16 protein-coding genes and 1 tRNA gene are annotated in these 18,818 nt (G+C 69.8%); 6 read left to right on the top strand and 11 right to left on the bottom strand.

Annotated elements, in window-relative coordinates; genetic code table 11:
• Positions 1 to 214: 214 nt before the first annotated feature.
• Positions 215 to 1,669 carry an ABC1 kinase family protein gene (locus tag NL114_RS13235; protein ID WP_254821392.1) on the top strand — a complete coding sequence of 485 codons (1,455 nt, stop codon included), beginning with the start codon at positions 215 to 217 and terminating at the stop codon, positions 1,667 to 1,669.
• Between the two features lie 195 nt (positions 1,670 to 1,864).
• On the opposite strand, the gene NL114_RS13230 is transcribed toward NL114_RS13235, so the two are convergent.
• The 3 genes from NL114_RS13230 to NL114_RS13220 form a co-directional block, all read right to left on the bottom strand.
• Positions 1,865 to 1,938 (bottom strand) — tRNA-Thr (locus NL114_RS13230).
• Between the two features lie 62 nt (positions 1,939 to 2,000).
• A complete protein-coding gene (locus NL114_RS13225) occupies positions 2,001 to 3,014 on the bottom strand; it encodes a class I SAM-dependent methyltransferase (RefSeq protein WP_254821391.1) in 1,014 nt (337 codons plus the stop codon).
• Between the two features lie 25 nt (positions 3,015 to 3,039).
• Complete coding sequence (locus tag NL114_RS13220) at positions 3,040 to 3,471, bottom strand: DUF3054 domain-containing protein (protein WP_254821390.1); 432 nt, start codon at positions 3,469 to 3,471, stop codon at positions 3,040 to 3,042.
• Between the two features lie 196 nt (positions 3,472 to 3,667).
• On the opposite strand from NL114_RS13220, the gene NL114_RS13215 reads away from it, so the two are divergent.
• Positions 3,668 to 4,264: a GNAT family N-acetyltransferase gene (locus tag NL114_RS13215; protein WP_254821389.1), complete on the top strand. Its 597-nt coding sequence runs from the start codon at positions 3,668 to 3,670 to the stop codon at positions 4,262 to 4,264.
• A 15-nt stretch (positions 4,265 to 4,279) separates the two neighbouring features.
• On the opposite strand, the gene NL114_RS13210 is transcribed toward NL114_RS13215, so the two are convergent.
• Positions 4,280 to 5,032, bottom strand: coding sequence for a hypothetical protein (locus NL114_RS13210; RefSeq protein WP_254821388.1), 753 nt, complete (start codon positions 5,030 to 5,032; stop codon positions 4,280 to 4,282).
• A 137-nt stretch (positions 5,033 to 5,169) separates the two neighbouring features.
• Between NL114_RS13210 and dph5 the strand changes: the two genes are divergently transcribed.
• Entirely contained in the window at positions 5,170 to 5,967 is a 798-nt protein-coding gene (dph5, locus tag NL114_RS13205; RefSeq protein ID WP_254821387.1) for a diphthine synthase, read from the top strand.
• A gap of 10 nt (positions 5,968 to 5,977) precedes the next feature.
• Here dph5 and artA (NL114_RS13200) read toward each other — a convergent pair whose 3' ends face one another.
• The 3 genes from artA (NL114_RS13200) to NL114_RS13190 all read right to left on the bottom strand — a co-directional run bounded on the left by artA (NL114_RS13200) (position 5,978) and on the right by NL114_RS13190 (position 9,254).
• Positions 5,978 to 7,033 carry an archaeosortase A gene (gene artA / locus NL114_RS13200; RefSeq protein ID WP_254821386.1) on the bottom strand — a complete coding sequence of 352 codons (1,056 nt, stop codon included), beginning with the start codon at positions 7,031 to 7,033 and terminating at the stop codon, positions 5,978 to 5,980.
• Positions 7,034 to 7,130: 97 nt separating this feature from the next.
• Positions 7,131 to 8,105, bottom strand: a complete 975-nt coding sequence (artA, locus tag NL114_RS13195) for an archaeosortase A (RefSeq protein ID WP_254821385.1) — start codon at positions 8,103 to 8,105, stop codon at positions 7,131 to 7,133.
• Between the two features lie 69 nt (positions 8,106 to 8,174).
• On the bottom strand, positions 8,175 to 9,254 hold the full coding sequence (locus NL114_RS13190; protein WP_254821384.1) for a hypothetical protein: 1,080 nt from the start codon (positions 9,252 to 9,254) through the stop codon (positions 8,175 to 8,177).
• A 102-nt stretch (positions 9,255 to 9,356) separates the two neighbouring features.
• Between NL114_RS13190 and NL114_RS13185 the strand changes: the two genes are divergently transcribed.
• Positions 9,357 to 10,601: a molybdopterin molybdotransferase MoeA gene (locus NL114_RS13185; RefSeq protein WP_254821383.1), complete on the top strand. Its 1,245-nt coding sequence runs from the start codon at positions 9,357 to 9,359 to the stop codon at positions 10,599 to 10,601.
• 790 nt (positions 10,602 to 11,391) lie between these two features.
• On the opposite strand, the gene lysS is transcribed toward NL114_RS13185, so the two are convergent.
• Positions 11,392 to 13,089, bottom strand: coding sequence for a lysine--tRNA ligase (gene lysS / locus NL114_RS13180; protein ID WP_286671108.1), 1,698 nt, complete (start codon positions 13,087 to 13,089; stop codon positions 11,392 to 11,394).
• 50 nt (positions 13,090 to 13,139) lie between these two features.
• Positions 13,140 to 13,835, bottom strand: coding sequence for a UMP kinase (pyrH, locus tag NL114_RS13175; RefSeq protein WP_254821382.1), 696 nt, complete (start codon positions 13,833 to 13,835; stop codon positions 13,140 to 13,142).
• A 91-nt stretch (positions 13,836 to 13,926) separates the two neighbouring features.
• On the opposite strand from pyrH, the gene NL114_RS13170 reads away from it, so the two are divergent.
• A complete protein-coding gene (locus tag NL114_RS13170) occupies positions 13,927 to 14,769 on the top strand; it encodes a molybdopterin synthase (RefSeq protein ID WP_254821381.1) in 843 nt (280 codons plus the stop codon).
• A 303-nt stretch (positions 14,770 to 15,072) separates the two neighbouring features.
• Complete coding sequence (locus NL114_RS13165; RefSeq protein ID WP_254821380.1) at positions 15,073 to 15,327, top strand: DUF7123 family protein; 255 nt, start codon at positions 15,073 to 15,075, stop codon at positions 15,325 to 15,327.
• A gap of 287 nt (positions 15,328 to 15,614) precedes the next feature.
• Here NL114_RS13165 and NL114_RS13160 read toward each other — a convergent pair whose 3' ends face one another.
• Positions 15,615 to 17,453 carry a GMC oxidoreductase gene (locus NL114_RS13160; RefSeq protein WP_254821379.1) on the bottom strand — a complete coding sequence of 613 codons (1,839 nt, stop codon included), beginning with the start codon at positions 17,451 to 17,453 and terminating at the stop codon, positions 15,615 to 15,617.
• Complete coding sequence (locus tag NL114_RS13155) at positions 17,453 to 18,640, bottom strand: hypothetical protein (protein WP_254821378.1); 1,188 nt, start codon at positions 18,638 to 18,640, stop codon at positions 17,453 to 17,455. Before NL114_RS13155 ends, NL114_RS13160 begins: the two co-directional genes overlap by 1 nt.
• Positions 18,641 to 18,818: the final 178 nt, after the last annotated feature.

Genomic DNA, 18,818 nt, shown 5'->3' with positions numbered 1-18,818 from the left:
CGGTTCGGCTGTCGTCTCCTTGCTCCCCCTGGTCGTCCAGAGCGGGACTCGAAGACATCTGGTGGGGGAAGGTCCCCGTAGACGGATCGAGTCCCCTGCACGGCGTGACGGTTGGGCCGGGCGGCCCTGGTGGCAAGACAGGTCTTCATACCCCCTTAGATGACCTGCCGAAGATTGAGCCGTGTGGCGACCGTACACTCCTCCAGAACTAGCGATGCCACTCCAGTACGCGGTCAAAGGAGGGTTCTCTGCCTTTGAGTCGGGGCTGGCGGTCACCTCGCGGGGACTCGCCCTCGGCGTGACGGGGATGGAGACGACGATACAGGGGTACGAGGCCTCGAAGCGGAGCATCGACATGTTCGTCGAGGACCCGTTGCTCCTCACCGAGTGGCCGCGTGCGACCGAGGTCGCGCTGACCACCGCACCGGTCGTGACGGGGCTCGCCCGGGACCAGCGACGGGAGACATCGAGCGAGCAGCGGGAGCGCCGCGGTGAACAGCTCCGGGACGCGTTCACCGACCTCGGCCCGGCGTTCGTGAAGCTGGGCCAGACGCTGTCGGTCCGACCCGACCTCGTCCCGGAGGAGTACATCGATGCCCTCGAGGACCTGCAGGACCGCGTGCCGCCGGCCCCCTGGCGCCGCGTCGAGCGCGTCATCGAGGCGGAGCTCGGCCCCATCGACGAGGCATTCGACGAGTTCGAGCGGGAGCCGCTGGCGGGCGCGAGCCTCGGGCAGGTGTACCGTGCCGAACTCGACGGCGAGACGGTCGCGGTGAAGGTCCGGCGCCCGGACATCGAGAAGCGCGTCCAGCGGGACCTGCGACTCGTCGAGTCCGCCGTGCCGGTCGCCTCGGCGTTCCTCGACGACGGCCGGGCGTTCACCCTCGAGACCATCGTCGACCAGTTCGCCGACACGCTCCGGGAGGAACTGGATTACGAACGTGAGGCCGCGATCATGGAGCGCGTCCGCGAGAACTTCGCGGACGACGAGCGCGTGAAGATCCCCGCCGTCGTCGACTCGCACACCACCGAGCGCGTGCTGACGATGGAGTACGTCGACGGGACGAAGGTGTCCGAACACGAGGCGCTCGATTCGATGGCCATCGACCGCGCCGGCCTCGCGAACACGCTGCGGGAGCTCTACCTGCAGATGACGCTCGTCGACGGTGTCTTCCATGCCGACCCGCACCCCGGGAACGTCGCGGTCCAGCCCGACGGCACCATCGTCCTCTACGATTTCGGGATGGCCGGCGTCCTCGACCCCGAACTGCGGTCCGGCATCGTCGACTTCTTCGTGGCCATCAATCGAGGGGATGTCGACGCCATCCTCGAGTCACTCATCGGACTGGGGACGCTCGACCCGGCTGCCGCCGAGACCGGCGACGACGCCCTCGGCGAGGTCGTCGAACGGTTCGTCCACCGCCTGCACGCCGGCGAGTTCGACGCCCAGGAGTTCGAGTCGCTCGTCGACGAGCTCGAGGAGGCGTTCTACGAGCTGCCGTTCAGGCTCCCGCCCGACCTCGTGCTCGTGTTGCGCGTGATGGCGATCACCGACGGCGTCGCGAACACGCTCGACCCCGAGCACGACTTCTTCGCCGTCATCGACGACGTGCTGGCCGACCACGGCTTCCTCGACGAGGACGCCACCGAATCGACAATGGAGGCCTGAGAGGTCACCACCGGCGAATTCCGCCGGCCGGAAGAACAATGCAAACGCCCTCGACGGTCTGTTCGTATTCCTCGCGCGCCGCAGGTAAGCGAGAGCCGGTGGAGAGGATTGTGAACCACGGTCGTTCCGCGACGCTTCACTCTCTGGTTCGAATCCCTCGACGGCTTTCGCTGCTCACGTTCGTTCGCAGCAGGAAGCCGGTGGAGGGATTTGAACCCCCGGCCTATTCCTTACGAAGGAATCGCTCTGCCAGTCTGAGCTACACCGGCGCTACACGGTGGAAGCCGGGTGCGGAGTATAAGGATTCCGAAGCCGTGCGACGGTATCAGGGTCAGCGCGAGAGCCGCACGTCCAGACAGACGTTCAGTTCGTGGGGAGCGTACGACCGGACCTCGTGGCGCGTCTCGACGGTCACGTCGTACGCGTCCCCGGCAGCCGCCCGAATCGCCCGCTCACCGGGGCCGAACGGGTCGTCCTCGTGCTGGATGTCGTAGTAGTGGAGGACACACTCGTCGCCCGCAATCCGCACGGCCGTGTCGAGGAACGCGTCGGCGGAGTGGGGGAGGTTCATCACGACGCGCGAGGCCCGGCCGTCGTATCCCTCGCGGTCGACCACGTCCCGGACATCGCCCTCGTGGGCGGTGACGCGGTCGGCGACGCCGTTGCGGCGGGCGTTCTCGCGGAGGTAGCGGATGGCGGCCGGGTTGAGGTCGACGCCGACGCAGCGTGCCCCGCGTTTCGCCGCCGGAATCACGAACGGGCCGACGCCGGCGAACATGTCGAAGACGTGGTCGTCGGCGTCGACCTGCTGGACGACGCGGTGGCGCTCGGTCGCGAGCCGCGGCGAGAAGTACACCTCCGCGATGTCGACGAGGAACTCGCAGCCGTACTCCCGGTGGACGGCCTCGGTGCCGTCGCCGGCGAGCACGTCCCAGTCGCGGACGCGCGTCTCGCCTTTCACCTTCGAGGCACGGTTGACGACCGTCTTCGCCGGGAGCGCCGAGTCCATCACCGCATCGGCCGCCGCCTGCGCGCGCTCGGGGTCGTCCTCGTCGAGGATGACGACCTTCCCGAGGCGCTCGTAGGTGGGTGCCCAGCCGAGGATGTCCTCCGGAAGCGTCTGCCCCTCCCGGACGGGGACCTCCCGCGTGACCACGTCGACCTCGTCGGGGACGGCCGTCGGGTCGGTGACGGGGATGAAGAGATTCCCGTCGGCGACGGTGATCTCGTGGTCGCCGTCGATGATATCGCGCTCGGCGAGGGCCGCGCGGGTCGCCTCGCCCTCCTCGCGGGGGACACGGACGCAGGGCGTGGGCTCCGTCCGGCGGTCGCGGTCGTCGGTCACGGCCACTGCTCGTCGATGGGGCAGCCTAAGGCTGCCGTTCCGCTCCGGCCAGGTCGAGGCGGAAGGCGACGAGCCGCCACGGCACCAGCAGGACCATCCCGACGACCAGCGAGACGAGGATGAACGCGGGGTCGGCGGTTCCCGGGAGGAACGAGGTGTCCCGTAGCAGCTGGCCGATGGCGACCGCGCCGGTCCACGCTCCGGCGGTGCGGACGGCGGCGTCCTGCAGCGACTCGCGCCACGGCGGCCCGTACAGCCCCAGCACGACCGTCGAGACGACCCAGCCGAGCAGGAACGGCGCAGCAGCGGTCGGGGCACGCGGGATGGCAGCGGTCCCGCCGTGCTGGAGTTCACCCAGCACGAAGAACGCCATGATGAGGACCAGGTCGACCAGCGCGAGGCCGACGGTCGAGGCCGAGCGGTCGAACCGCGACGAGAGGGCTTCGGCAGTGCTCATACCACCCGCTTTGGCGTCCGACGACTTGTGCGCCTCGCTCCCGGCGAGCGTACCGCCAGAAATCTGTTCGGATAACCGCCACGTTACCCATTAAATTCCGAAATATCACAACTATCACTCGCACAGCTCCGAAGCCATCGTCGCTCACCCGGGCATCGGGCGCCGTCGTTTTGATGCCCCCGGGTCGAGTCACGCCATGGACGAGCCGGCAGTCGACTACGCGATGCTCGGGTGGCCCGCGGACAGCCCGACGCTGCGGCTCGACTACCGGCGGTTCGCCTACGCCGGGAAGTTCGTGATGTCCTCGACGGGGAAGGCAGTCGCGTACGCGCCCGGACGCGGGGACCCGGACGACCCCGAGGCGGTCCTCGCCGCAGCGGCGTTCGACCCGGACCGCACCGACCCGGACACGCTGAAGCTCCGCTACCTGACGGTACGGCAGGACGCCCGCAGCGGCGGCCTGGGCGCCCGGCTCTCTGCGTTCGTCGTGGCGCGGGCGGCCGGACGGGGCTTCGACCGGGTCGCCATCGGCGTCAACAACGCGTTCTCCTACGAGGCGCTGTACAAGGCCGGGTTCGCGTGGACCGGCGAGACGAGCGGCCTCGCGGAACTGGTCCTCGCGCGGCCCGCCGACCGGCCCGCCGACCGGCCCGCCGACGCCGATGGGGAGCGTTACCGTGAGGGCCTGGACCGGTTCCGCGGGCGCGAAGGGCTCGACGACGCCGAGCGGGCGTTCCTCGACGACCGCCGGGATGCCGACCCACCCGCGCTCGTCTCCGGACCGGGGACGTGACGAACCGGGCCGTCGTCAGGTCCCCGTCGTCTCGGCCGCCATCGACCATTCCAGGTGCTGGTTGGTCGACGCCGGCCACCGGATCTCGCAGGTGGCCAGGAGTCCGACGGTACCGTCGTGGCTCCCGCGCCACAGCGGCGCGTAACCGCCGGCATCCCCAACCTGCGTCCGGTCCGGGTCGTGTTCGACGCGACCGGCCGGCAGCGGCATCGAGGCGGAGAGTCCCTCGACATCCTTCCGGGCGGTCCCGACGGTGTAGGCGTCCACCTGACCGCTCCGCCGGTCGCCGCCGGGGTCGTAGATGCCCATCTCGGCTCCGTCTCCGGGGAGGTCGACGTGTGTCTCGATGCGTTCGACCGTCGCATCCTCGGCAGCGCTCGGGTCGATGGCGCTCCAGAGCCAGAGCGCGGCCGATGGGGTCCCGTCCGGGGCTGTCGGGAGCCGATGGAGGATGAGCGCGTGGTTCGAGACGACCCCGCTCCCGTGCTCCAGGGGCTGCGTCCAGAGGCCGCCGATGGGAAGGTCGTGCTCCGGGTCGGGGCCCACCTCGCCGTAGACGCCCATCGTGCCGTACGTGCTGGCCATCGAGTCGATGTACGTCTCGACGGTCGCCGGGTCGCGGGCGTTCGAGCCGACGGAGTCCGCGTCGTACTGGAGCCGGCGCTCCCCGCTGGTCCGGTCCGGTTGTGCTCCCCCGAGTGCCGAACAGCCGGCGAGCATCCCGGCCCCACTGGCGGCAAGCGCGCCGAGGTACGTTCTGCGGTTCATACGACTCCCTGGTCCCCCCGACGCATACGTCTCCGGCAGACACAAACAGCGGCTTCACCCACCCTCCGGCCGCCGTCCGCCCACAACACCCAGCTACGCTCCGCCAGGCTTACCCTCGAACACCGCCGAGACGACGTATGCTCACCTTCGTCGGCCTCGGCCTCTGGGACGAGCGCTCGGTCACCGTCGAGGGGCGCGAGGCGCTCCGCGAGGCGGACCGGGTCTTCGCCGAGTTCTACACCAGCAAGCTGGCGGGTTCGACCATCGACGACCTCGAATCATCCCACGACATCGAGGTCGAGGTCCGCGACCGCGAGGGCGTCGAGCAGGACCCGGGCCCCATCCTCGACGCCGCCGAGACCGGCGACGCCGTCTTCTGCACCGCCGGGGACACCATGATCGCCACGACGCACGTGGACCTCCGCCTGCGCGCCCACGAGCGCGGCATCGAGACGCGCGTCATCCACGGGACCACGGCAGCAGCCGCGGCCGCCTCGCTGACGGGCCTCCAGAACTACCGCTTCGGCAAGGCGACCACGCTCCCGTTCCCGTACGCGCATGGCGGCGACGACGTCCCCGATTCGGTGCTCGACACCGTCGACGCCAACCGCGAGCGCGGGCTCCACACGCTCTGCTTCCTCGATATCAAGGTCGACCACGAACTCGCAGAGACCGACGAGTACATGGCCGCGAGCACCGCCGCCGGGTTGCTGACCGACGCAGGGCGTGGCGACGAGCTGGCCGCCCTGGTCGCGCGTGCCGGGAGTCCCGACCCCGTCGTCACTGCGGACCGACTCGCGGCGCTGGCCGAACGCGACTTCGGCGACCCGCTCCACCTGCTCGTGCTGCCGGGGGAGCTACACTACATCGAGCGGGACGCGCTGGTGGAGCTGGCGGACGCACCGGCGGACCTGGCGGACGAGCGGCTGGCGTAGGACGGGCTGGTCACTCGCCGCCGTCGGCCCGTACCGCAGCCGGGTCGGGGTCGGCCTCCTCGGCGCCGGGCACGTCCAGCGCCGCGCCGAGGTCGTACTCGCTGCCGGTCAGCACGAACAGCACGTCCTCGACGACGGTCAGCACCTCCGGTAGTTCGCGGACGACGAGGTAGGTGACGACCACGAGCGCCACCACCGACAGCGACTGCGCGAGCACGCGGTCGGCGAGGAAGTACGACACCATCCGCGGGTCCGTGGTCCCGAACAGGTCCATCACCTGCGGGACGAAGATCTGCATCCGCTGCTGGCCGAACACGAGGCCGATGAAGACGTTCCGGACGAGGTTGAGCGCGTAGATGACGGGAATCGAGACGGCGAACGCGCGGGCCTTCCGGCGGAGCGGCGCGCGCACCGCGACGATGAGACCCGCGAAGATGGCCATGCTCCCCAGCCCCGTGCACGCGAGCCGGATGGTGTACGTGATGGGGTACTGGCCGTCGTGGAGCCAGAAGAACGTGTTCCGGTAGTCGTAGTAGCCCCGGGCGTCGCTGAAGGCCCGGGCCCGGGCGGCCGACCAGTCGTACTGGGCGGCGATGCGCTCGGTCGCCTCGGACCAGGTGAGGACCGTCGGGTCCTGGCCGAGCAGCGCCATCAGGAACTCCGTCTGGGACGTGACCGTCTCGATAAGGGGGCGCCGCAGGACGGCGAGCGCCTCGAACGGCATGAACACGGCGCCCATCCCCGCGACGGCCCGGGAGAGGACGAACAGGGAGTCACGACCCCGGAAGAGCAGATAGCCGACGTAAGCCGAGAGTGGGACGGCGGCGAGACTCCCGACCCCCTCGATGAGCGACTTCTGCTCGAAGGCGAAGTGATGGACCAGCGTGAGCCAGAACAGACCGAACAGGAGCCACGCACCGGTGAGAACGTAGCGCGCGGGCTCGCGGGCCCGTAGCTCGAGGAGGCTCCCGCCGACGAACGCCGCCACGACGAACCACGCCAGCGGGTCGGACAGCGACCCCAGCGCGGCGAGCCCCGACAGGAGCGCCTCGGCCGGTCCACTCATCGCTCCACCGTTGGGAGATTCGGCCTATAGCTCTTGCCCGGGTGTACTCGGGGGGTACAAGACGAACCCGCGCGGGGCGACGGGCTGGAAGGGGCCATCAGTCGTCGTCCGAGTGGCCGACGGAATCCGAACCGGCCGCGTGACTCGCGTCGGTCGCGGTCGTCTCGGCTGCCCCGGCATCCGATGCTTCCAGCCCGAGTGCCTCGGCGATGTGGAACTCCCGGTAGGTGACGACGTACAGCGCGTCGTCCAGTACGCCGGCGAGTTCGGGCAGCGCCCGCACGACCGGGTAGGTGATGAGGACGAGCGCGACGACGGAGGCGGACTGCGCGATGACCTTGTCCGCGAGGTAGAACGAGACCAGCCCCGACTCCTCGGGCGGGATGCCGAACAGCATCGACACCTGCGGGACCGCGACCTGGAACCACTGCTTGCCGAACGCGACCGCGATGAACGCATTCCGGACGAGGTTGAGGACCCAGATGACCGGGACGCTCACGGCGAACGCGGCCAGTTTCCGGCGGAGCGGCGCCCGTACCGCGGCGATGAGGCCCGCGAAGATGGCCATGCTCCCCAGCCCCGTGCAGGCGAGGATGATGAACGTCTCGTACTGGTGGCCGCCCGTAGTGAAGATGAAGGTGTTCCGGAGGCCAGCCTCGTTGGTGGCGACGGTCGGGTCGTAGCCCGCGAACCGGATGAGCGCGTCCGTCTGGGCCGTGGTCGTCTCGATGAGGAGGCCGTAGAGCCACGGAATCGTCGTGGCGGGCAGGTAGATGAGGCCCATCACCGCGACACCACGCGTGAGGACGAGCAGCGACGCGCGACCCCGGTAGAGGAGGTACGCGGCCGACAGCGAGGCCGGCACGGCGAGCGCACTGAGGACGCCCTCGATGGCACTCTTCTCGACGAGCAGGAACTGCGGGATGAGCGCCAGCCAGAAGACGGCGAACAGCGTCCACGCGCCCGCGGCGGCGAGACTCGCCGTTCGGCGGTCACGCAACTCCGCAAGGGCCGCCACGACGAACGCGGCGATGGATATCCAGGCCAGCGCGTCGGTCAGTGCCTGCGACACACGCGACTGGTCGTCGTGCCGGGATATACGGCTTGTGGCTGGGAACGGACGGCGCGCACGACCCCGCCCTCACACGCCATTCCACCAGCGGAGTTCCGTCGCACGGTGTCGAGTGTTGTAGCCGTTCAGCCCCTCGCCGAGCACGCTACGGAGGTTCAGGTCGTCGTAGAGGGTCGTGTGGGTGTAATCGACGAACGTCATCGGGACGACGAGGTCGCCGTCGCGGCGTGTCACCGTCGCGAGCGCGGTGTAGACGTGCTTGTGCCGCTCGTCGAACACCTTGCAGGCGGCGACGGGGGGGTCCTGCCCGAGCGCCGGGGGCGCGTGGAACCCCTGCACCGACCGGAAGGTGAACTCGTAGCAGAACAGCCCGCTGGCCTCGCCACTGGCGAGCGCCTCGAACGACGTGGGCGACTCGAAGAACTGCCGCAGGTCGGCCGCGCCCATGATGACGTTGTCCTCGACGGACCCCGCGGCGTAGCGCGGCAGGTCGTAGTACGTGTGTTCGCGGAACGCTTCAGCCAGCGCGGGAGCGAACGCAATCGGGTCCACCGGGGACGTGCCGACGAACGCCGCGACGGGGTCGGGGTCCGTTTCACGGAGAATCGCCCGCATGAGCTCGGTCGTCGCCGGGCGTGGCGTCCCCGCAGTCACGGCCGCCTCGAACTCCGCGAAGGGAACCGGCTCGTACCGGACCGAACCGTCGCGGAACGCCAGGAGGTCCTCGACGGCTGCCTCGGTGCTTCCGGGGTCGACGCCGGCCGCGGCGGCGGCCGACCGCGCGTCCCCGGGTGAGGCCTCGGCGAGGCGGAACGAGCGCTGCTCCGAGCCACGGAGCGTCACCCGCTCGCCGCGCTCGGTCAACTCGATTCGCCCGCCGGGGACCGCGACCCGGCGGTTGTTCCAGGCGAACGGGGCCGGCGCGAGCGCCGCCATCGACTGCTCGGTGAGGTTCGTCCCCGTCAGTGGCCCGTACCCGATGACGACGTTGTCGACGGCCTTCGCCGCGCCGACGCCGACGGCGGCCGCACCGAGGCGCTTGAGCCACGTCCGGCGGCCGACGCCGTCACGGTCCGCAACCGGCGGGAGCCAGCGCTCGTCGGCCGTCCGCGTCCGGTGGAACCGGCGGAGCGCCTGCCGGCGGTTCATGTTCCGAGGGCCGGCCTTCGGCGGTAAGTATCTTCCTGGCCGGCGGCGACCCGGGCCGCCACGACCCGCCCGTTTTTGCGCCACCCGCCCCTCGACTCCACCATGAGCGACCTGCACGAACACGGGTTCAAGGAGGTTACCCGCGTCGCGGCCGCCCGGGAACGGCTCCGCGAGGCCGTGACACCCGTCGACCGGACGGACACGGTGCCCCTGTCGGCCGCCGAGGGGCGGGCGCTGGCCGAGCCGGTCGACGCCCGTCACGCGGTGCCGGACTACCACCGCGCCGCGATGGACGGGTTCGCGGTCCGTGCCGCGGACACGTTCGGCGCCAGCGACCGCGCACCGGAGGTCCTGCGCGAGGTGGGCGACGACGAGGACACCGACCCCGCGGACGCGGCCGTCGGCCCGGGCGAGGCCACCCGCGTCCACACCGGGAGCGCACTTCCGGAAGGCGCCGACGCCGTCGTGATGGTCGAGCACACCGACCGATTCGCCGGCGAAGTGGAGGTGTTCGACGCCGTCGCAGAGGGCGAGAACGTCGCGCCACCCGGCGAGGACGTCGAGGCCGGCCAGCGCCTCTACGAGGCCGGCCACCAGGTCCGGCCCTCCGACATGGGACTGCTCAAATCGTGCGGCGTGCGTCGGGTGCAGGTCCACGACCGTCCCACGGTCGGTGTGATTCCGACCGGCGAGGAGGTGGTCGAGCGCGACCCCGGCCCCGGCGAGGTGGTCGAGACGAACGGCCTCACCGTCTCGCGCTACGTCGAGCGCTGGGGTGGCGCCGCGACCTACCGCAACACCGTCACCGACGACCCCGAGGCCCTGCGTGCGGCCGTCGAGCGCGACCTGACGAAGGACCTCATCGTCACGACGGGGGGCTCCTCGGTCGGGGAGCGGGACCTCATTCCGGAGGTCGTGGACCGCCTCGGCGAGGTGCTGGTCCACGGCGTCGCGCTGAAACCCGGACACCCGTTCGGCTTCGGCGTCGTCCGGGACACGCCGGTGTTGATGCTACCGGGCTATCCGGTGGCGTGCATCGTCAACGCCGTCCAGTTCCTCCGGCCGGCCATCAAGTGGGCCGGCCACATGCCGCTCCGAGAGCATCCGACGCGGGAGGCGACCCTGACGCGGAAGATTCCCAGTGAGCCGGGGGTGAAGACGTTCGCGCGGGTGACGGTTGAGGAGGCGGATGGAGGGGAACTGGAAGCGACGCCGACGCGGGCCTCAGGCTCGGGCGTGCTGTCGTCCGTGGCGCTGGCGGATGGGTGGGTCGTGGTGCCCGAAGAGAAGGAAGGATACGCGGAGGATTCGGACATTTCTGTCGAAGATTGGGAATATTATTCGTAAGGACGATATTTTACACTAAAATTCAGATTATCGTGCAGACATAGCTCTCCTGGAGCGGGTCGAGGGGCCGACGGGGACAGTTACGAAGCCCTCGCGCTCTCTCACGGAAACAGGAACCACGACGACAGAACCACCTACGAAGCCCTCGCGCTCTCGTGACGCCGGGCCTCGCTGCGCTCCTCGGCCTCACTTCGTTCGGCCTGCGGTGCTTGCGTCGTCCGGGCGCCGCCGAGAGCGCTCGCCCTTCGAGTCCGCCAGGAGATTGAACGTGTCACAGGCGCGGTGCCCCTGCCCTTCCCCGGGTTCCCGCGGTTCCACCGCGGGGTACGGGGGACGGAGTCCCCCGACACGCGCGGCCTCGCGGGCGAGCCGCTCGGCACGCGCTCCCGGCCGGGGAACGGTTGGTCGGCTAGCCGGTTCCACCGACAGGAAGCGCGCGGGCGCCCTCACTGGCGGAGCCGGCGCGTCAGCGCCGTGCGGAGCCACATCCGGCGCCCGCGCGGGGAGGTGTGGGGCCAATAGCGGCCCGCTGGAACCACCACGCACGAACGCTTGGCTAGAGAACCGGCCCCTGGTGGAATCGAAGGGCGAGCGTTCTCGGCGAAGCACGGCGACGTAAGCACCGCAGGCCGAGTGAAACGAGGCCGAGGAGCGCAGCGAGCCGCGCGAGTCGAGAACGCGAGGGCTTCGTAGGTGTCTCCGCCGCCGTAGCAGTCGTTGGAGGGAGCGGGAGTTCCACAGAGCGGTCCTCTCCGTCAACACCGCTGAGATAAGAGCAACAGCCGGATGCCTACCCCTCTAGCCGCAGCCGCCGGACCACGAACTGCCGGTCCAGCGCCGCGAGGAACGGCCCCAGCCGTGGGCCCTGGCCCTCGTCGAGGAACAGGCGGTAGCCGGCGGTGAAGAAGTCGCCCACCTCGACATCGTTCCCGCGCGCGGTCTCGTAGACGGCCTCCTGGAGGGCCTCGCCGTCGGGTTGCTCTGCCTCGATGCGGTCGGCCAGTTCCGTGAGCGCGGCTTCCGTGTTCCCGTCGAAATCGACCTCGGGCAGGTCCTCGGCCAGCCGATAGTTGTACTCGTTGTCCGTCCGCACCGCCCAGTTGCGCGCGAGGGGAACACGGTCGAGCGCCGCCTCGACGGCCCACTCGGGCGCGTCGTCGGGGATGTGGCCCGACCGGCGGGCCATCGTCTCGCGCAACTCGGCATCGTCGGTCATCCCGAGCACCGCCGCGAAGGTGTAGGCGATGCGGACGCGCTCCGGGCGGACCTCGTCGACGACGAACGGGTAGACGCGTTCGGCGCGCTCCCGTTCGGTCTCGGGAGCCTCGACCTCCTCGAAGTAGACGCGCTCGAACCGGTCGAACTCGTCGACGAGCTGGTCCAGCGCGTGGACATCGAAGTCACGAGCCCGTTTGGGGTCCTTCGCGAAGAAGAAGTGGACGACCGCCCGCTCCAGCAGGTCCAGCACCTCGCCCGCGAGGACGACGTTGCCCGCCGAGGAGGAGAACGGCTCCCCGTTGAGCGTGAACCACTCGTACACCATCGGGACGGGCGGCTTGTCGCCGAAGACGGCGCGGGCGATGTGGTCACCGGAGGGCCACGACCCCTCGGCGTGGTCCTTGCCGAACGGCTCGAAGTCGACTCCGAGGACGCGCCACTGGGCGGGCCACTCGAAGCGCCACGGGAGCTTTCCCTCGCGGAAGGTGGCAGTGCCCTCGTGGCCACAGCCCTCGATAGTGTTGTCACCGGCCTCCATGTCCGTACAGCGGTAGTCGACCGTACCGGCGTCGAGGTCGATGCTCGTGACCGTCTCGGTCACCTTCCCGCACTCGGCACAGATGGGGTTGAACGGGACGTAGTCGGCGTCGACCTTGTTCTGGTAGTTGGCGAGCACCTCGCGGGCGCGGTCAGCGTTGGCGAGCACCTCGCGCGTGGCGTCCTCCAGGTCGCCGGCCTCGTACAGCGCCGTGTTCGAGACGATCTCGATGTCGACGCCCAGCCGCTCCGCGGAGCGCCGGATGAGCTCCGAGAAGTGGTCGCCGTAGGAGTCACAGCAGCCGAACGGGTCCGGGATAGCCGTGTACGGCTTGCCGAGGTTGCGACCCAGCGCGCCCGCATCCTCGACCTCGCCGAGGCCGACGACGTTGCCGTCGAGGTCCGCGAGCTTGCGGGGGACCTTCCGCAGCGGGTCGCGGTCGTCCGTGGTGAACACCTGCCGGACCTCGTAGCCGCGCTCGCGGAGCGTTTCGGCGACGAAGTACCCCCGCATCACCTCGTTCATGTTGCCGAGATGAGGTACGCCCGAGGGGGAGATGCCGCCCTTCACCACGATGGGCGCGTCGGAATCGCGCTCGCCGGCCTCGATTGCCGCCTCGACGCGGGCCTCGACGGCATCAGCCACCGCGTCCGCCCAGAAGGCGTGCTGGCGGTCGCTCTCCGCGAGGGTGTGTGGCGAGCGGGCCTCGAACGCTTCGGCGTCGAGCGGCACGTCGACGGTGTTCGAGGGGGCCGCATCGACGGGCGGGCCGGAGTCGTCGCTCACGGGTCCACCTCCCCGTCGGGGACGATCTCGGTGCCGTCGTAGTCGCCGTCGCGAACCGCGCGCCGGACGCGTTCGGGGTCCTCGCCGTCGAGGACGAGCGTTCGTGTCCCGGAGCGCTGGACGAGCTTCGCCGCGAGGAGGTCGATAGGGGCGTTCGAGCCGGCGGAGCCGAGCGAGCCGCCCGAGGCGACGAGTTCGACCAGCTCCGCCGCGGGAAGGCGGTCGTACCGCTCGGCGTCGGGGTCCTCGTTGGGGTCCGCGTCGAACACGCCGGGAACCGACGTGGCGTACACCAGCAGGTCCGCCTCGACGTACTCGGCCAGCGCCGCGGCGACGGCGTCGGTGGTCTGCCCGGGAACGACCCCACCCATCACGACGAGGCCGTCACGGCGTAGCGCCTCGGCGGCGCCGTCGTACTCCTCGGGGGGCTTGACGGGGCCCTCCATCGCGGCACCGAGCAGACGGGCGTTCAGGCGCGTGACGCCGATGCCGAGCTGGTCGAGTTCGATCTCGTTGCCGCCGAGCTGGCGGGCCGCATCGATGTACTCGCGCGCGACCCGCCCACCACCGACGACCGCGGCCACCTCGTGGTCCGCGGCGAGGTCCACGAGCACGTCGCCGTACGCGGCGACCCGGTCGGCGGCCAGGTCCGGCGCGAGGACGCTCCCCCCGACGGAGACGACTACCTTCATGGCCGGGGCTACCCCCGGCCGGTCGGTTAAGCTTCCGCTTAACGTCCGATTACCCGGGGGATACAAGCCCCGAGCCGACCTGGCGTCGTCCATGCACGCAGTTGTCATCTGTGGCCCCGGCGCGGACCGGCTGGCCGGCCGGCTGGCCGACGCGCTGGCGGGCCGGGTCGGCGTCGTCCGGCAGGTCGCCGAGGACGGCGGGAAACCGAGCGGAGCGAGCCGAACCTCGTCGGAGTCGGCCGACGACGGGACCGCCGCCGGCACGGTCCACACCGACACCGCCGACACGACCTACCGGCTGGGGGCCGAGTCGTGGGAAGCGACCGGCCCGGACCCGTCGCTCCGAGACGCCATCGAGCGCCTCGCACCGGACCACGACCACGCGCTCGCCGTCGGGTTCCCGGAGGCCGACCTGCCCAAGGTCGTCATCGGGGACGCGGAGCCGCCGGGCGAGGTCATCGCCCGTGTCGCGGACCCGGACGGGCCGACGGCCGATCTCGTGGCCGCGATCGAGGAGACGGAGCCGTTCGAGACCCTCGAATCGCTGGTCGCCGAGGTGAAGCGCGCACCCGACGCCGACCGATCGGGCGCCATCGCCACGTTCACCGGCCGCGTTCGGGCGCGTGACGACCCGGACGACGACCGCACGCAGTACCTGGAGTTCGAGAAGTACGAGGCGGTCGCTGCCACGCGGATGCGCGCCATCGAGGACGAACTGGCGACCCGTGACGGCGTCTTCGAGGTCCGCCTCCACCACCGGACCGGTGTCATCCCGGACGGGGAGGACATCGTCTTCGTGGTCGTCCTCGCGGGGCACCGGGAGGAGGCCTTCCGGACGGTGGCGGACGGCATCGACCGGCTGAAGGACGAGGTCCCGATCTTCAAGAAGGAGGTCACCGAGTCGGAGACGTTCTGGGTCCACGAGCGCGAGTAACAACCGCGAATACCAAGACAAACGTTGTCGAATAGAGGGGCGCGCTCCGGGGCGCGACCCCCGCCCCGGCCGATTATTCCGCCCATCGAAGCATGGAATAGACGGCGGCAGCGGGCATCACGCATGACGGCCACCAACAGCGAATGAAAGACTCATGAAGCTCGATAAAACTTCTAAGCGTTTCTGAAAAGGTCGTAAAACGAACTCTTTTCAGCCCCCGGCTGGCGAAACGAGCCGAAGTAACGGCAAGCGACTCTCCTTTATATGGGGATGTGGTCGCAAGGCGGGGATGAGGTGTCATAGATGAGCGCAACCACGCAGTCCCCCTCCGACGACGCGGAGACCGAGAGCAAGTACGAGCGGCTCCAGAGCTACCTGAGCGAGCGCGCACAGGACGGCGAGCTGTACTTCAAGAGCAAGTTCATCGCGGACGAGGTCGGTCTCTCCGCGAAGGAGATCGGCGCGCTGATGGTCCAGCTCCGGGACTCCGCGACGGACCTCGAGATCGAGAAGTGGTCGTACACGAGCGCGACCACGTGGCGCGTGGAACCCGCGTGACCGACGCCTCGTAGTCTCCCTACCCCAACACAGGAGCCTCACCGCCAACACGACCCGCCCGGCTGGTCCCCCACCTCGGGTCCCCGCTGCCACACTATTCCCGTGATTTATCGCCCATTACTCACTAGTACCGCCACATACCCTCATTAAATAACACATTACCGGCATATACTCGAGATAAAGGCCTCGAGAGTTGCGTAACGCGACCGGATGAACGACGAGGCCGGCAACCGAAGTGAGTAGTGAAGCGCAGGGAACGGCGGTGAGAACCGGACGGCGGCCGCCGCTCAGTCCTCGAAATAGAGGTCGGCGATACGGTCGCCCGTGCGCATCGCGAGTGCCTGGCCGGTGTTGGTGGGGTTCGGGCCGCCCAGGCCGTTCGGCAGCACGGAGTGGTCGGCGATGAACAGCCGGTCCACGTCGTAGGCCTCGCAGTTCCCGTCGGCCACGAACCCCATCCGCATCGTGGAGTGGATGTGGATGGCGCTGGGACCGGCGTCGAGCCGGTGGACGTGGACGTGCTCGTCAGGGTTCAGGCCGTCCGGGACGGCACTACGGAGGATGTTCGCACAGCGCCGCGAGAGCTCGTTGCGCTTCTCGATGTCGTCGGCGCTCGGCGTGTAGGTGACCTTCGGGACGGCCCCGTGTTCGTCGGCGTAGCCGCCGAGCTCGACGCGGTTGCGCTTCTGGGGCTCGTCGTCGGTCATGATCTGGAGCGAGAGCATCCGGTCGTAGCCGCCCATGAACCGCTTGAGCTCCTCGCCGGCGATGCGCCCGCGGGTGTCCCACGGTTCGTCCGGGGCGGCCTCGATGCCGACGTCCTCGAGGATGTCGCTCGTGAACGTCTGTGCCGACCCCGCGACCGAGGAGAGCGCGGTCGTCCCGGGCGCCCCGCCGAACGTCTGGACGCCGCCGTAGCCCGGCCAGTCGAAGCGGGCGGCGATCTGCTCACCGGCCCAGGGGTCGATCTGCTCCTGGCCGATGGACCTCCGCAGCGCCTTCTTGCTGAACTGGCCGACGATGACCTCGCCGAAGTGGATGGTCAGGCCGCGACCGACCCACTCGTTGCGCGGGAGTGGGGAGTTGAGCCACAGCCGCGGCGTCTCGATGGCGCCCGCCGCCAGCACGACGGCGTCGGCCTCGACGATGCGTGAATCGCCGGTCCACGTGTCACGGAAGCGAACGCCCCGCGCCTGGATACTCCCGGGCCCGCCCTCGGGGAGGACCTCGGTCACGAAGGCGTTCGGTCGGATTGTGACGTTGCCCGTCTCCAGCGCCTCCGGGACGAAGCCGATGGCGCTCGACTTCTTGGCCTTGTCGGCGTAGTCCGCACCGCGTGGATGCGGGTTGCCGGGGATCTCGGTGCCGACCAGCGTGTGGCCCGAGACGCTGTCGGCGCTGTAGTCGTCCGGGTTCCTTCCGTTATTGGCATTGAGCTTCCCGTCGGGCCGGGTGATGGCGTTGGGCTGGGGCCGGTACCCCTCGGCCTCCACGTCGCGTCCCTCCAGCAGGTCGAAGCCCATGTTCGAGGCGCCCTGATAGTAGAGTTCCTCCTTCGGCGTCGTGGGCGCGGGCGAGATGTCGAGCTGGTCCTCGACGGTGCGGTAGTAGGACTTGCCCTCCTCCTGTGGGCCATCGGGTCCCGGACCCATCACGGCGAGGTCCTCGTAGCCGACGCCCGCTTTCTCCCAGCCCTCGCCGCCGGCGGAGACGCTGTCCGCCTCGAACGCGCTCGGGTACGCCCGCGGATGACAGCCCGTGTAATGCAGCGTCGTCCCACCGACGCCGGCGACCTGCAGGATGAGGCCGTCCTCGGGCTGCTCGCGGTACCAGAGCGGCCGCTCGATGTCGGCCGGGCCCCAGACCAGTTTCTCCAGCATCTCCGCCTCGCGGGTCGTGAACTGCTCGTCCAGCAGCTCGCCCGAGAGGTCCTCCGGGTCGGAGGACACCTTCGCCTTCCCCCCGCTCTCCGTGGGGCGAGGCCACTTCTCGTTCCCGTACCACGGCCCGGCTTCGAGCACCAGGACGTTCAGGCCGCGCTCGCCGAGACGCTGTGCACAGGCGGGGCCGTCGCCGCCGGCTCCCACCACGATGACGTCGAAGTCGTTGCTCGTGTTCGTACTCATCAGAATCCACCCTCCATGAACCCGTCCACCGGTCCGGTCGGCAGCGGGTCCGGGAACGGGCTATCGCCGCCCTCGCCCGCGTCGCCGTTCGAATCACCGTCCGTGCCGCCGTCCACGCTACCGTTCGTGTCGTCGAGGCCCGCGCCCCCGTCGACCACGCCGCCAGGGCGCTGCCGCCCTTTCCCGGTCGCCCTGAACCGCTCGTCCAGTTCGTATCCGCGGAGTGCATCGTGGCCCTCGGTGATACCGGGATAGCCGGTCTGGGCCCACCCCAGCAGTGTGTCGTATCTCTCGGGCGCGCTGTTGTGTTCCTCGGGGGCGAAATCGCGCTCGCTGGGCGCGTTGTCGATGAAGTCGTCGTACGCGTTCATATCGCTGTAGTAGACGATGGGCGGGAAGACGACCGCCAGCGCGACGACGAAGCTTCCGGTCCGGCTGTACCGACCGTTGTCGATGCCTGCGGCCTCGCTCACCTGCGCTTCGCCCTCGCCGAGCTGGTTCGCCCGGTTCTCCACGTCGTACAGGGCCCGGAAGCGGTCCTCCCGGGAGAGGCTGGCGAACGGGCCGCCAGCGGGGCCGAACCGACCGGGCTCGGGCGTGTCCTGATTCCCGCCCCGGGCGACGAGTTCGCTCGCCGCCACGTCCAGAATCGCCGCCAGCGCCTCCGAGAGCGGTGCCGTCTCGCCCGTGTTGGTCACCTTCGGGAGGGAGACCTCGGGAGACATGAAGTCGTTGAGGATGTCGATGCACATCCCGGTCATGCCGGCGTCGAGGCCGCCGTACTGGTGGATATCCCCGAGTTCCTCGCCGACCTTGTCCGTCGTGACGGGGTCGTGGCCGTCCGCCTCACGCGTGTTCGGCACGACCGCGTCGATGATGGCCTCGAACGTCGCAACCGTGTGTGGGTCGTGCGGCCCGGCGTCCGTGTCGGCGGGCAGGTCCTCCTCGTCGACCTGCGAGAGCAGGTCCTCTACCTGCTGGAGCACGCGCCCGGGCGTCACCGTCCCGACGCCGACGCCCATCCCGGCCATGCCGCCGAGGAACCCGCGCCGGCTCCGACTCCGGCGCGAGGGGTGTGCCCGCCGGTCGTCGGCCGTCCGGTCGGCTCCGGCCGCCTGAGGCGGGCGGTCGAGCTGTTCGTCCGTGTTCGGCTCCTCGTCTCCGTCGTCTGCTGGTCGTCCTAGCATTGTTCGTGTGGCCCGTCGGCCTGCCCACCACCGGTACGTCGTCGCACCGAGACACACACCACGTGTCTGCCGCTGCCGGCCGACGGGTCGCTCCGTACATCTCGCATAGGAGAATAGCGGCTAACGACTGTCGCCGTCTATGTGGGGACGTATTTGTACTGACCGCTCCGGCGGCGGT

Source organism: Haloglomus halophilum (assembly GCF_024298885.1).
GTDB lineage: Archaea > Halobacteriota > Halobacteria > Halobacteriales > Haloarculaceae > Haloglomus > Haloglomus halophilum.
Note: the sequence above shows the minus strand (reverse complement) of the source record. Positions and strands in the feature narration are given on the sequence as shown.

Coding starts and splice junctions, on each gene's coding strand:
- NL114_RS13235 (WP_254821392.1), top strand. CDS start 215: ATGCCACTCCAGTACGCGGTCAAAGGAGGGTTCTCTGCCTTTGAGTCG.
- NL114_RS13220 (WP_254821390.1), bottom strand. CDS start 3,471: ATGAGCACTGCCGAAGCCCTCTCGTCGCGGTTCGACCGCTCGGCCTCG.
- NL114_RS13215 (WP_254821389.1), top strand. CDS start 3,668: ATGGACGAGCCGGCAGTCGACTACGCGATGCTCGGGTGGCCCGCGGAC.
- NL114_RS13210 (WP_254821388.1), bottom strand. CDS start 5,032: ATGAACCGCAGAACGTACCTCGGCGCGCTTGCCGCCAGTGGGGCCGGG.
- dph5 (WP_254821387.1), top strand. CDS start 5,170: ATGCTCACCTTCGTCGGCCTCGGCCTCTGGGACGAGCGCTCGGTCACC.
- artA (WP_254821386.1), bottom strand. CDS start 7,033: ATGAGTGGACCGGCCGAGGCGCTCCTGTCGGGGCTCGCCGCGCTGGGG.
- NL114_RS13190 (WP_254821384.1), bottom strand. CDS start 9,254: ATGAACCGCCGGCAGGCGCTCCGCCGGTTCCACCGGACGCGGACGGCC.
- NL114_RS13185 (WP_254821383.1), top strand. CDS start 9,357: ATGAGCGACCTGCACGAACACGGGTTCAAGGAGGTTACCCGCGTCGCG.
- pyrH (WP_254821382.1), bottom strand. CDS start 13,835: ATGAAGGTAGTCGTCTCCGTCGGGGGGAGCGTCCTCGCGCCGGACCTG.
- NL114_RS13170 (WP_254821381.1), top strand. CDS start 13,927: ATGCACGCAGTTGTCATCTGTGGCCCCGGCGCGGACCGGCTGGCCGGC.
- NL114_RS13165 (WP_254821380.1), top strand. CDS start 15,073: ATGAGCGCAACCACGCAGTCCCCCTCCGACGACGCGGAGACCGAGAGC.
- NL114_RS13160 (WP_254821379.1), bottom strand. CDS start 17,453: ATGAGTACGAACACGAGCAACGACTTCGACGTCATCGTGGTGGGAGCC.
- NL114_RS13155 (WP_254821378.1), bottom strand. CDS start 18,640: ATGCTAGGACGACCAGCAGACGACGGAGACGAGGAGCCGAACACGGAC.